Origin of the sequence: Dyadobacter sp. CY343 (genome assembly GCF_021390335.1) — a bacterium.
Taxonomy (GTDB): Bacteria; Bacteroidota; Bacteroidia; order Cytophagales; family Spirosomataceae; genus Dyadobacter.
The window spans coordinates 321294-335156 of sequence record NZ_JAJUXK010000004.1 but is presented as its reverse complement, the minus strand read 5'-3'; the positions used below and the strand labels follow the sequence as shown (position 1 = coordinate 335156).

At 46.8% G+C, this 13863-nt stretch carries 10 protein-coding genes; 1 reads left to right on the top strand and 9 read right to left on the bottom strand.

Annotation, left to right across the window (positions count from 1 at the left end; translation table 11 throughout):
- Positions 1-137: 137 nt before the first annotated feature.
- The 7 genes from LZG94_RS13265 to LZG94_RS13235 form a co-directional block, all read right to left on the bottom strand.
- Positions 138-1328 (bottom strand): histidinol-phosphate transaminase, encoded by a 1191-nt coding sequence (locus tag LZG94_RS13265; RefSeq protein ID WP_233792353.1) that lies wholly within the window; start codon positions 1326-1328, stop codon positions 138-140.
- Between the two features lie 109 nt (positions 1329-1437).
- Complete coding sequence (locus LZG94_RS13260) at positions 1438-1920, bottom strand: hypothetical protein (RefSeq protein ID WP_233792352.1); 483 nt, start codon at positions 1918-1920, stop codon at positions 1438-1440.
- Between the two features lie 35 nt (positions 1921-1955).
- Positions 1956-3434 (bottom strand): SusD/RagB family nutrient-binding outer membrane lipoprotein, encoded by a 1479-nt coding sequence (locus tag LZG94_RS13255; protein WP_233792351.1) that lies wholly within the window; start codon positions 3432-3434, stop codon positions 1956-1958.
- Between the two features lie 38 nt (positions 3435-3472).
- Positions 3473-6628, bottom strand: coding sequence for a SusC/RagA family TonB-linked outer membrane protein (locus LZG94_RS13250; RefSeq protein WP_233792350.1), 3156 nt, complete (start codon positions 6626-6628; stop codon positions 3473-3475).
- 765 nt (positions 6629-7393) lie between these two features.
- Positions 7394-8305: a carbon-nitrogen hydrolase gene (locus LZG94_RS13245; RefSeq protein ID WP_233792349.1), complete on the bottom strand. Its 912-nt coding sequence runs from the start codon at positions 8303-8305 to the stop codon at positions 7394-7396.
- 46 nt (positions 8306-8351) lie between these two features.
- Positions 8352-9338 carry a glycosyltransferase family 9 protein gene (locus LZG94_RS13240; protein WP_233792348.1) on the bottom strand — a complete coding sequence of 329 codons (987 nt, stop codon included), beginning with the start codon at positions 9336-9338 and terminating at the stop codon, positions 8352-8354.
- Between the two features lie 81 nt (positions 9339-9419).
- The gene (locus LZG94_RS13235) at positions 9420-10334 is read right to left on the bottom strand and encodes a lysophospholipid acyltransferase family protein (RefSeq protein WP_310589869.1); all 915 of its coding nucleotides are present in this window, start codon (positions 10332-10334) and stop codon (positions 9420-9422) included.
- A gap of 87 nt (positions 10335-10421) precedes the next feature.
- Here LZG94_RS13235 and LZG94_RS13230 point away from each other — a divergent pair, with 87 nt between their 5' ends.
- The gene (locus LZG94_RS13230; protein ID WP_215232657.1) at positions 10422-10763 is read left to right on the top strand and encodes a hypothetical protein; all 342 of its coding nucleotides are present in this window, start codon (positions 10422-10424) and stop codon (positions 10761-10763) included.
- Positions 10764-10765: 2 nt separating this feature from the next.
- Here the strand turns inward: LZG94_RS13230 and cobA are convergent, their stop codons facing one another.
- Both cobA and LZG94_RS13220 read right to left on the bottom strand, forming a co-directional pair.
- Positions 10766-11533, bottom strand: a complete 768-nt coding sequence (gene cobA / locus LZG94_RS13225; RefSeq protein ID WP_233792346.1) for a uroporphyrinogen-III C-methyltransferase — start codon at positions 11531-11533, stop codon at positions 10766-10768.
- A gap of 87 nt (positions 11534-11620) precedes the next feature.
- Complete coding sequence (locus tag LZG94_RS13220; RefSeq protein ID WP_233792345.1) at positions 11621-13849, bottom strand: HEPN domain-containing protein; 2229 nt, start codon at positions 13847-13849, stop codon at positions 11621-11623.
- Positions 13850-13863 lie beyond the last annotated feature (14 nt).

The window sequence follows — 13863 nt, the reverse complement described above, 5'->3', positions numbered from 1 at the left end:
TACTTGTGCTATTTCTAAACTGCACTTGACAAGAAGACCCTGCACCTAACTATAAATGACAACCAATGACAACCAATGACTAAAATGACAATCAATGACAATCAATGACAAAAAATGACCATCAATGACAACGCATACTAACTCAACTGCCCCAGCGCCCCTACAAATGCTTTCATTTCGTCCATCGTACCGAGACTTACGCGGCACCAGGGTTTGTTCAAAATGTCGAATGTGCGTACTGAGACGCCTTTTGCATTCAGTTTTGTAAGTAATTCTTTTGCAGGTATGGTCACCGGGAAGAGTACGAAGTTGGTGTAGGACGGAATGTATTTATATCCCATTTTATCCAGGTTTTCGTACAGATAAAGCTTCGCTTCGTGATTCAGCTTGCGCGTGTTTCCCTGAAAATCTTTATCGTCGAGGCTGGCAGAAGCTGCAAAGATCGAGGTATAAGAAATCCCCATTCCGCCGCGGGTGATCTTGTTGATCGTTTCCAGGTAGGAAGGAAGTGCGACCATATATCCTACACGGATACCGGCCATTCCCATGATTTTGGAGAAAGTACGGGCTACGATCACATTTTTCTTCTGGGTAAGGAGTGAAACCATGCTCTGGGTATCAGCGCCTACTGCCAGTTCAATGTAAGCTTCGTCAACAAATACAGGTACTTTTTCGGAAACGCGTGAGCAGAAATCAAGCAGGTCCTGGCCTTTGGTGATCGCGCCGGTCGGGTTGTTTGGGTTACAAACGTACACCAGTTTCGTTTCGCTGTCGATTGCGGCTTCCATTGCTTTCAGGTCGTGTGACCAGTCGTCGGTACAGGGAACAGGCTTCCAGGTTGCGCCAACGGATTTGGCAACCTGCACCAGCGACATATAGCAAGGATCAGCAGAAACGATGTTTCCTTTTCCTTTCATGAAAGTCACCAATGCCACTTTTTCCAAAAGGTCCGATGAACCCGGGCCCATCATGATATGGTCGGCAGTTACCCCTTCTTTTTTGGCTATTTTATCAATAAGATCATACATTTCCTTCCACGCATAGCGGTTGCCATTCTTTACTGAATCGGCTACTGCTTTCTGTGCTGACATCGGCGGGCCGTATGGATTTTCGTTTGCATTCAGCTTGGCGATAATCTTTGGCGCTTTCAAATCATCCGGTAAAAAATACTCTCTTACCATGGGGCTGCGGTAAATGCGGTTCTCAGGATCCAGCGACAACGGTGCGCCAGCGAAAGCGCCCATGCTCAAATGCGGGGCCAGTGTCATACCTCCGATTGCCATTAAACCGGATTTAAGAAGATTCCGACGGTCCATTTTCTGATTCATTTTTATAAAAGTTTTAGTAATACGTGACGATAAATATGTGATTGGAAAAACTATAATTCAATTTACAAATAAACAAGCCAACACGGAACACAGTTAGCTTGTTTTTCAGTTAGTTAGCTGCTATTTGTGAAAATCTTGTGAAGGCAATTCCCTTGTGATTTCCCGTCCAGGAAATCTTGATTAGCGAACCGGCTTTCGGTGCGGCTATACCCAGTTCTGCCCAGGTTTTATCAATCGTCACCAGTCCGTCGGCATTGGATGTAACTTCACCCAACGCTGCGCCGGAACGCAGTGTAATTCTGATCGCAAGATTTGGGACAGGGATCGAGTCGATGCCTTTGGTATGGTCGAGGATATTGGTTTTATCGAGTTCCAGCAGGCGGGCCGAAAGCGTCAGTTTCGTGGCCGTCGCGGCATAGGTTACAGTCGGCTCGCTGGCGATCGGTGCGCCGAAAGGAGCTCCTACGATATCAACCAGCACAGGCGCTACGTCTCTTTCCAAAAACGGGTCCTCTACTTTGCAGGAAGCGATTCCAAGCGTGACCATTGCCAGCAGGCAAAGTGTGGTTATGGAAGATCTGATATTTTTCATAATTCTCTGATTTCTTGAATGAATAAAAAGGACGGTTATTTCTCTGCCCACCAAAGCTTGGTTTTCATATCGTCGGCGCCACCATTCAGGCCAGCGCCCTCGGTAACTGCCTTTTGGTTCAGTGAATATTCCGAAGCCGGGTAGTTGAAGCGCGTTGGCAGGATACCACCATTGTTTAATACCGCTCTCGGATCCGGTGCCGGAAATACAGGGAAACCAGTTCTACGCCATTCGACCCAGGCTTCAATACCTTGTCCAAACAGGGAGATCCATTTTTGTTCAAGCACTTTTTCCTTGCTGGCAGCACCCGCTTTTGTGAAATAGTCGGCAGGAGGAGTGAGGCCGTATTGCGCGAAGGAAGCAGTAATTCCATCTTCATAAAACTTCTTGGCATCGCCCGTAATATCACCGTCAAGCGCAGCTTCGGCCAGTATGAATTTTAATTCTGCAAAAGTCATGATCACCTCCGGCGCGTCAGCTTTTGTGAATGCAGTACCGATTGTAGAACTGGTGGCCAGGTAGCTGGTAGCGATCGCGTCCGGCAATCCGTTAGCGTGTCCCTGGTACAAACCATCTTTGTTCGGGTTTGCGTAGACGGCAATGCGGGTATCGCCCATTGCATTCATCTTGTCAGCCAGCGTTTTGCTGATATTCCAGTCCGTACGTCCGCCCTGGATCAGAATCTGATTCCATTCGTTGTTGCTCGGTAATACCGTTGTGCATTTCAGGGAAGCATTGTCTGCATTACTCGTAAACACAGGGAACTTCGTCGCATCTGCCAGAATTTCCGCCATGATAGCCTTCGATTCAGCAGATTTTTTCGCAGCCTGGCGGTTAGCAAGTCTGAGACGGAGTGAGTTGGCGAATTTTTTCCATTTCAAAATATCCCCTGAGTAAAGAATATCCCCCGCGATCGCAGGCCCGCCTACTGTTAGCTTCTCGTTAGCTAATTTGAGATCATTCAGCAAACCTGCGTAAACCACATCCATCGCATCGTACTTGGGCGTGTAAACCGGTTCCATCGCCGTTCCCTTGATTGCGTCGGTGTAAGGAATCGCGCCGTACATATCTGTCAGCAATGAAAACACCCAGCTGCGCATCACCAGCGCCACACCTTCATAATTCGCATTCGGAGTAGCAGATTCCGGGTTTGTCTGCATGATAATGCGCTGGAAATTGAGCAGGCCTTCGTTGAAGAATCCTTTCCAGTTGTTGGAAAGCAATGCAGGTGAAACCGTGTAATCGTCTCCCTCATTACTGTAAATATTCCGGGTCAAATGCTGTACGTACAGTTCGGCTGCATCGATATTGATCCGCTCAAACCGGTCCCTGTGGCCCCAGTAACGGTCGATTGAAGTTTCAATGCCGGTAGGAAGGAGGTACTGCGGCCCGATCGCCGTGGGGCTGTTCGGACTTACGTTCATTTCATCAAAGTCCTTGGTGCAGCTTGAAGCGGTAAGAATACCTGCCAGCGCCGTCATCCAGATGGTTTTATGATTTAATATGTTTTTCATTTCAAAAATCTTTAAAGTCCGTAACTGGGTTGACTGGATCAGAATGACAATGAGATATTGGCTCCTACGCTGCGTGAACTCGGAAGCTCACCGTAGCCAAATCCCTGCTCGTTACCACCTTTGGCGTCGATCTCAGGATCGATGTGCGGCGTGTTTTTGAATATCATCCAAACATTGCGTCCCACTACCGAGATTTTGGCAGACTGTATTTTGATCTTTTTCAAGATGAAAGGACTGAAAGTGTAGCCCAGCGAAAGCTCCCGAAGCTTCACATAAGTAGCATCGAAAATTGCCGATTCGTGGTAGTTTCGAGGGTTGCTGTATCCGTAAAGCTGATTTGCAGTGACGATAATATCGTTTGGTACATAAGATTTCGAACCGTCAGCACCAGTCAATTCGCGCACACCCTGACCGATCACACCTTCTTCGCGGCCCAGCGCGGTCTCAGCATATTGACCTGTCCAGCGCGCAGTACCTGTACCTTCATCGTAAATATCTCCTCCCACACGAACGTCCACCAATGCACTCAGCGAAATGCCCTTGTAGTGCAGTGTATTCATCATCCCGCCGATCCAGTCAGGCTGGATATTGCCCAGTTTTTGTCCGGCAGCAGTGATAGGAAGTCCATTCGCTCCGTACACAACTTGTCCGTTGTATTTTTGAAAACCAACCCCGTAAAATGTACCGTAAGGCTGTCCTACACGTGCTTCCGACGACATTCCTCTTTGTGTTGCCAAAGTATAGGTAGTAAGTCCTTCCGCCAGCTCTACCACTTTGTTGCGGTTGCGAGACCAGTTCAAAGAAACATCCCAGCTAAATCCGCCCGGCAGTTTCACCGGCGTTCCCGAGATCGAAACCTCGATACCCTTATTAGTGATCTTACCTGCATTCAGGATACGCGTATTGTAGCCGCTCGCTTTCGAAATTTCAACACCCAGGATCTGGTCTTTGGTAGTCTGATCGTAGTAAGTCACGTCCAGTCCGATCTTGCCTTTCATGAAACGAAGGTCAGCGCCGATTTCCAAACCGGTTGTGATCTCAGGTTTCAGGTTGCTGTTCGCGATTTGGATGTTCTCGCCGAACTTGGGCACTGCACCGTTCCAGGAGCCTTTTGCAAGGAATGTTTGTGCCAATTGATAAGGCGTTGCATCGTTACCAACCTGTGCGTAACTGGCGCGTACTTTACCGAAAGAGAAGATACTGCTGTTGATATCAAACAAGTCGGTAACAACTGCGCTCAGCGAAGCGGAAGGGTAGAAGTAGGAACGTGCGTTTGAAGGCAATGTGCTCGACCAGTCGTTACGCGCTGTCAGATCCAGGAACAATGCATCTTTCCATGAGAAATTGGCTGTTCCAAACAAGCTTTGCGTTTCAGATTCCCTGATCTCACTTTCGATCGTGTTTTGGCTTGGTACCGAGTTTCCTGCATTGTACAGCCCGTCAACCACCATTTCGCCTACATAGAAGTAGTTTCTTTTGTAATAATTTTTACGCTGAATACCTCCAAACTGAACATTCATGCCGAAATCAGACGTGATATCTTTGTTGTAAGTCAGCATGAAATCAGAGTTCGTTTCCTGGCTGCGCAGAACTTCTTCTGAAAAGCGGCCCGGTGTACGAACACCATTGCGGACGCGGAGGAAATTGGAAACGTTGATACGCGTGTCACTCCAGAAGTCAGTTCCGGTACGTACCAGCAGGCTCAGGGAAGGAAGGATTTTGTAGTTCAATGCGATATTCCCCATTAAACGATCCTTTTCATTTCCCGACGGCAGATTTTTCTGCGTGTAATAGGGGTTCGTGAAAAACGTGTGCTGCCAGTGAGGAGGATCTGTATCCGCGCCTCGCTGATTGTGAACGCCGATATAGCTTTCATAATCGCGAAGCTGATCCCAGGAAACGTGGCGGTGGGACCAGATAAATTCCTGTCCGCCGGAGTAGCTGCGGTTGTCCGAGCCAGACTTGATATATTCACCCGAAAGCGTAATGTTCAGGTTTTTGGTCAGATTGTAGCCCGAGTTGATCCGGAAATTATTGCGGTGAAAATCATTATAGTACATGATACCTTTCTGATCCACGCGGCTCAATCCTAAACGGAAATAGCCTTTGTCGTTTCCGCCGTTCAATGCCACACTATTCGTGATCGTGCGGCCTGTTTGCCAGTATTCTTCCCAGTTATTAGGCTGAGGAGTCAGTGGTGCAACATCGTCACCAGTCCACCACTGTCTCACCATGCGTCCGTCCATAGGTGCTCCCCAGCTTTCATCGGTACCTTCTGAGCCAGCCAGAGGATATCTTGAGTCGTAAACCGACCTGTATTGTGCAATCTCGTTCGGATCTGTGATGCTGCCGCTCCACCCGTCATTGTACCAGGTGCGGTAGCCATTTCCTCCGCCGTAAGTGTTCTGAAAATCTGGTTTGATCCAGGGGCGCTCGAAAGTGATGTTTGAGTTAACATCTACGCCAAGTCCTTTTGTGCCCTGGCCATTTTTAGTAGTGATCAAAATAACCCCGTTAGCAGCACGTGAGCCGTAAAGCGCCGCTGCATTGGGTCCTTTCAATACCGACATTTCTTTGATATTGTCAGGGTTAACTTCTGAAATACCGCCTCCGAAAGTTTTGCTGGCAGTTTGCTCCATCGGTACACCGTCGATAACGATCAGTGGCTGGTTGTTTCCTGAAACGGAAGAAGAGCCGCGGATCTGGATCGTCGAGCTGCTGCCCGGGCCGCCGTTCGACTGTATCCTAACTCCCGCAATTTTACCGGAAAGTGCATTCGCCACATTCGTAGAACGCGATTCTGTCAATGCGCTTCCTTTTACCTCCTGTACTGTATAGCCGAGCGCTTTTTTCTCCCGCTCAATACCAAATGCAGTCACGACCACCTCGGAAAGTTGTCTCGTATCTGCTTCCAATTTAATGTCAAATTGGGTCTGGTTTCCGATCGGCAGTTCTTTGATCAGAAAACCTACATAGGAAACGACAAGTGTTCCGTCGCCCGGAACCGAAAAGGTGAAATTTCCGTCTGCGTCTGCATTCGTACCAACATTTGTTCCTTTCAGAATGACCGATGCACCAGCAAGTCCGAGACCATCTTCGGCCGCCAATATCTTTCCGGTGAGCTGCCTTACCTGGGCGAACGCAACCGGAGAGCAAAGGCATACCCATAATAATAAGAGTAGAACTTTACGCATGAGGAAGTAGAGTTAAAATGTTGTTAGGTGTAAATCCACGGAGAAAAAGTTATGGCTGTGTGGTGTCCACGTTGCCGTGCGCCGCACACACTTTCGCGTGGACAGAACAACACAGCCATAAGCTTGCAACACTGCTTTTCCGGAAAGCAATACCCTCTTTAATCGAGGACAGACATGAAAAACTCGAGAAAAGGCAGAGCCTGACGCGACAGTTTGCCTGTCCACGGTAATCGGGAAACCATTATTAAAATAATTATATTGTTTCGAGGCGGAACCTGCTGAATGGATCGTAAATAATCCCCTCAGGTCTTAGTATGTTCCTCTCTCAACAGTCAGATATATTCATGTGCGGCTGGAATATATCTTCGGTTTAGAAGTTCAGTCATTCGTTTAATGACTTCTCAAATATACTGACAATGTGAAAAGATGCAAGAGAATAAATTAATTATATCGACTTTTTTGCAATAAAAATTGGTCATTTAAAAACTTTATAAAATCGTATTGTAATAATCTGATAAAAAATTTTACTTAACCATTTTTTAATATTGTCGACTGATTTACTAGATTAAAAATGCATAATTCGATTTGTAAATCCCTATAAAATAGACGTTTATGCTACTAACGTGTAGTTTTTCAGTGTGACGCGTGGTTACTAATGTTCTGAATGCGCTAAAATGCAGACTCGGAGCATAGAAAAACAAAAAAGTGAGCCCCGGTTGGAAGCTCACTTTTGGTCTAATAGGAATAGTTATATTTATATGCCTTTCAAGAGTCGATATATCTCTTCAATATCGGCCGGTAAGAATCGATCCGTCGGTCACGCAAAAACGGCCAGGTGGTGCGATAGTGATCCAGCTTTTCGAGATCAAGTTCCTGCACGTGCGTCACTTCACCCTCGTGTGGGGCGAGGTACAACAATTTGCCGTGCGGGTTTGCGATAAATGAGCCGCCCCAGAACTGCTGGTCGGCCTCGCGACCCACGCGGTTAACAGAGACCACATATACACCGTTCGCGACAGCGTGTCCGCGCTGGATGGTTTGCCACGCGCCATATTGTTCTTCATTCGTAGCAGGATCGGTTTCATTCGTATCCCAGCCAATCGCCGTAGGGTAAAAAAGGATTTCAGCGCCCATTAAACTGGTTATGCGAGCCGCTTCCGGGTACCATTGATCCCAGCAGATCAGCACGCCGATTTTCGCAAATTTCGTGTCAAAAATGCGGTAGCCGTCGCGATCAGCAACGTCACTCTGCGCATCGCCGGTGGGTGCGTCGCCGGGCGTGAAGTAGAATTTCTCGTAATAGCCCGGATCGTCGGGAATATGCATTTTGCGGTATTTGCCAAGGTAGGCTCCGTCGGCGTCGAGTACGGCGGTAGTATTATGGTAAAGTCCGTGCGCCCGTTTTTCAAAAAGCGAAGCAATGATTACCACACCCAATTCCTTTGCCAAAGTACTCAACTGATCGGTCGAGGGGCCGGGAATAGGCTCAGCCAGGGCGAAATTGCCGTGGTCTTCCACATCACAAAAATACAAGGATTTGAAAAGCTCCTGAAGGCAGATAATATTCGCGCCTTTTTGCGCAGCCTCGCGGATTTTGATTGTAGCTTTTTGGAAATTGGCCACAACATCAGCGGTACAGCTCATTTGTACCAAACCTACGTTTACTTTTTTTGTCATGAATCTGATTTGTGGATTTGCCTTTGAATGATCAGGAAATGTAACACTAATTCGAGGCAGGTAGTTCTTTGATCGGGAAAGAGAAGGAAATCTCGTTCATACATTTGAAATGCTTCCGAGGGCACGCTTTGTAGCCAATCTTGGAGCAGGGCCTGCAACCGAGGTCGGGCCTTTCCAGTACTTCGAATGCGGTTTTGTAGGGATACATGCCAAAACCCGGAATCGTATTTCCCCAGATCGAATATACTTTTTTCTTAAAGGCGGCCGCTACGTGCATTAGTCCGGTGTCATGCGAAAACACAATGAGCGCCTTCTTTACCAGCGATGCGGACTGGTTGAAATTATATTTTCCGCACGTATTCACGATCAGCCCGTCACCAATCGCATTCCGGATGATTTCTCCATTGTCAAAATCCTCTTTCCCGCCCAGGAGCACAACCGGATAATTGATTTTCCGGCAAAGCTCGATCATTCTTTCGACGGGTAATTTTTTGGTATTATGCTGACCTCCGATCGCATACGCGACAAACGCGGCGCGGTGTGTTGGCGGGAGCCACTCGGGTTCTACATTATCCTTATAAGGTATGAAATAGTCCAGCCCCTGCCCATCGTTCGTGATTCCGAAAGTAGCAAGCGTTTCCATGTACCTGTCTACAATATGAATATCGGGCAGGTAATCGATTTTGAACTGCGTGATCAGCCATTTCAGCACATTCAGCTTGTCGAAACTAAATGAAGGAACGCGCAATGCGAATTTGACCCTTAATGTGCGGATATTGGTGTGAAGGTCTATTACGTAATCAAACTGCTCTTTTTTCAGCTGTTCGAGTACTTGTTTCGTATTTTTTTCAAGTAGCCAGATCTTGTCGACATAAGGGTTGTCCAGCAGCAGGAATTCGAATTTACTTTTGGTAAAATAGTGGATCTCAGCTTGCGGATGCTGCTGTTTCAGGCACCTGATCACCGGCGTTGTCAATATGATGTCGCCAATGGATGAAAAACGGAGGATCAGAAATTTTACCGGTTTACTCACATTTATGGGTTGATGTTGCAGTTATGCAAAAGAAGTAGTTTCGACGCTGTTTTAAAAGCCTGAAACTGCGTCGGGCTCATGTTAATGCAATACCTGCTCCGGTTTCAGCATTTCCGGCCGCTTGTGTTTCCAGCGCCTGTGGCTCCACAGCCAGTTATGCGGCTGGTTCTCAATATCGCGCTGCAAAATCCTGAGCTGCGTTTCCAGGATGGAATTATTCGGAACTTCTCTTGGCTTGTCGGTGATCTTACAGATATTAACCTGATAGTAGCCGCGCTTGTCGGCCACTTTACTGAAATCCGCATACAATACGGTCAGGTTATAGCGTCTCGCAATCGTTTCTACTCCCCTGAAAACGCCGGTATCCTGATTTAGAAACTGCGTCCAGAATGCGGTTTTCGGGTTAGGCGACTGATCATTGGCCAATACCACTACATAAGGTTTGTCGCGCGGCTTTTGCAGTTCTTTAAATATATTTTCCATTGAAACTAACTTCGCGCCGAATCTTGTACGCAAGTCGCGAAGCCACTGGTCCGATTCCGGATTTTGCAGCGGGCGGTACACTACTATGCATTCGTGGGTGAAGGTAAGGGATGAGAAAAGGTTGGCCAATTCCCAGTTTCCCCGGTGCCCCATAAGGTAAATAATGTTGGTCTTGTTTTGATAAAAATGATCCATGATACTGATATCCCCCTGTATCCGCTCGCAAACACACTGCGGCGTTGCAGTGCGGAACTTGATCGTTTCGACGATAAGGTCAGTAAAATGCCGGTAGAAATTTTTAGCAATGCATTCGAGCTCTTCCTCCGTTTTTTCAGGGAAGCTATTTCTGAGATTTTCGAAAATTACTTTTTTTCTGTATCCGCCCACATGGAATATGGACCAGCAAAGAAAGTCGGAAAGGCGAAACGCATTTTTCCAGGAAAGCCTGGAAATTCGGTTCAAAAGGGCAAAAAGTAGTTTAGAGACGGTGCGTTTCTTTAAAACAGATTTCACAATACCAGGGTTATACTATCAGTAAGTAAACGTTGGCATTTGTCTACTAATTTTGTTAGATTCACTCTTTCAAACAATTGCATGGACATGCTGGAAGGGTTATTTGACATTAAGAATGATCGCCGTCTGAGTGTTTACCTGTACCGGATCGGTTTTGGCATGTGGCTGATGTACCTGGTGCTCGGCGCCCCCGCATTGCGGACGTACATGCATTACCGGCAGGATTGCGGCCTGCTTTCCTTTGCTTTAATGATTTTCGGTTTTACAGCCTCAATGGTATACGATTACGTGCACCATCACGATCAGTACGAAATTAAAAAGAAGTGGTTGTTTTTCAGCTATCTGATCCTGGCAGGTATTATCTATTTTCTGGAATTTCACCAGAAGGGCAGGGTGCTGGATATCAACTGGTTCCTCAGATTGCTTTAATATCAGAGTCCCGCAACTGAACTTCCCTGCTGCATCATTTCATTTACTTTTTCAAACGACAGGTCTGGTAAAGCGGCTACTTTTCCGATGATCATAATAGCCGGCGAACCGATTTCGCTTACTTTGGAAAGCGGCAAAATATTGCTGATCCGCCCTGTTACAACCTTCTGATTTTCCAGTGTTCCATTTTGAATGATCGCAATTGGTTCATCCATTTTATTCAGCCCGGAATACATTTCGACAATTTCATTGAGCTTGTGCAAGCCCATTAAAACCACAACGGTGGCAGAAGATTGCGCCGCCAGATGCAGGTCTTTGGATAGCTCGTGGGCTTTGGTAGTACCCGTAATTACCCAAAAACTTTCACTTATCCCTCTGGATGTGAGTGGGATACCAGCTAATGCAGGAACTGCGTAGCTGCTGGAAATACCGGGGATAATTTCGGATTCAATACCATAACCCGCTGCAAAAATTACTTCTTCGTACCCACGTCCAAATATAAATGAGTCGCCGCCTTTCAAACGCACGACTTCACCATATTGCTTTGCTTTTTCGACGATCAGGTCATTGATTTCATCCTGTCCGCAGCTTGTTTTACCAAAGCGTTTTCCGACGAGTATTTTGACACAATCCTCAGGACAATGATCCAGTAACGAAGGGTGGGCGAGGGAATCGTACAAAACGACGCGGGCTTTTTGCAAAGCCTTGACTCCCTTTAAAGTGATCAAATCAGGATCACCCGGCCCAGCACCGATTAATGTAAGTTTCATATTGTTTTGCTGTTGGCTTTTAGCTGTTAGCCACTAACCCTTAGCAAAAAAACTAACAGCTAACAGCTAATCGCTAACACCTAATCCTTAGCTATCTTTTCCGAAAGACAATTCCTGCAATGCCGGCTCTCCGGTTTCCGCTAGTTGCGTCTCTCGGGTGTCGCGAACAAAATTCAGGAATTTATCCGCAGTACTGATGAAGTAGGTTGCGAATTGCTCGGTTGGTTCAAATTTATTAATGCTGAATACCAGTGACTTAAATGGAGTAGCAGCTTTTTCAGCAAGCGCAAATTCCGCAGGCGTTTCATATTCAAAATCCTGACCAAAATGCGTTTCGAAATCGTTGATAATACCATATTGTGTGTTGGTATTCACGTCTTTCGTCATCAGTAAACCTTTTGCGCCGGTGATAAATACGTTGTAAGCGTGATAAATAGCATCCGCCCAAACGCCCGATTCAAAGTTTTCCTTAGCCAGATTTAATTTTTCCTGACCTTCTGTAATTGTGGTAGCAACCAGATCGACCATTACACTCGCGCATTCACCGACACCGATCTCAGTTTTAAAAAGTTCGTCGTGGTCCCAGTCGCGGTAATCGTCGTCGCTCACGGTTGAAAGATCTGCAAGCGGTTTCAGTAGCTGGAAGAAATAGTTCTTAGTCTGACGCTGGTAGTATTGATTGTAATACTCTCCATCGTACGCATTCTTCTCATAATCATCGAAAAGCATACGCAATGCTTCCGGTCCGCGCTTGGTCGGAACTTTGATCACTTTATCTCCGATCAGCCCGACGCCGTCTCCTGTAAAGCCGCCGCCAAGTAAAACCTGTAATGCAGGAAGAACCAGTTTGCCGTTTTTCACAGAGCTTCCGTGGAAGCCGATGTTACACGCATTATGCTGTCCGCAGCCATTCATACAGCCGCTGATCTTGATCTTAATATCTTGATTATAAATCATTTCAGGATACTCGTCACGCATTACATCTTCCAGCACGCGGGTAATTCCGTAGCTGCTGGAAATCGCAAGGTTACACGTATCCGTTCCCGGGCAGGTGGTAATATCCATCGTGCTGTCAAAACCCGGAGCAGCCAGTCCTAACTTGGCAAGTTCGTGGTAAATAGCAACCAAATCTTCGCCTTTTACGAACCGAAGCAAATAGCCCTGGTTTACAGTCACCCGAATATCGTCTGCTGCATATTGACGCACTACATCCGCCAGGCTCCGCGCGATATTTGAATTCATATCTCCAAGCAAAACCCGCAACTGTACTGCGTACCAGCCTTTTTGTTTTTGTTCAAATGTGTTGGTCCTCAGCCATTTTGTGAAAATGTCCAGCTTGTCAGCGTCAATGCTTTCAGCGGCTATTCTCAAAATATCAGATTCGCTCAGAGAAGGGCGATCTGCATAAATGAAAGATTCAACCTCCTTCGTGCCAAATAGATCTTCTGGAATTTCAAAAACCTTGTTTTTAACCGCTGTACGCTCTTCCTCCACTTTGGCCAGCATATCTTCCAGGCCCAGGTCATTCAGAAGAAACTTCATACGAGCTTTGTGGCGACGAACACGTTCTCCGTAACGGTCAAAAACGCGCAACAATGCTTCTATGAATGGTATTACGTCTTTTTCTTCAAGAAATTCAAATGCTGTTTGTGCTGAAAAAGGCTGCGCGCCTAATCCACCACCAATCAATACTTTAAATCCTTTAACAGTTTCCCCGGCTGCATTCACGCCCATTTTGGCGATCAGACCCACATCATGAATAAATGCGAGCGCAGTATCTTTTTCAGATGAAGAGACAGCGATCTTGAATTTCCGTCCCATATCCTGATTGATCGGATTGCGTAGGAAATAGGTAAATATCGAATGCGTGATCGGTGTCACATCGAAAGGTTCGTCGGGATCAATTCCTGCGATCGACGAAGCAGTCACGTTGCGTATCGTGTTTCCGCACGCTTCTTTCAGCGTAATTCCAGCATCTTCCAGGTCAGCCCATAATTGCGGTGAATCCGAGAGCTTTACAAAGTGCAGCTGTATATCCTGGCGCGTGGTCGCATGCAGGTTTCCGGTTGCAAATTTGTCCGAAGTATCCGCGATCCGAACAAGCTGATCGGCGGTAATGCGTCCGTAAGGTAATTTGATACGGATCATTTGAACCCCCGGCTGGCGCTGACCGTAAACGCCCCGCGTCAGACGGAACTTCCGGAAAACTTCCTCCGGCGTAGCGCCTGTATTAAATGCATTGATTTTTTGGTTTAAATCAACGATATCACGCTTTGCAACGGCGGATACTTTGTCAGAAATGATTATTTCGCTCATGGTGATATTCTGTA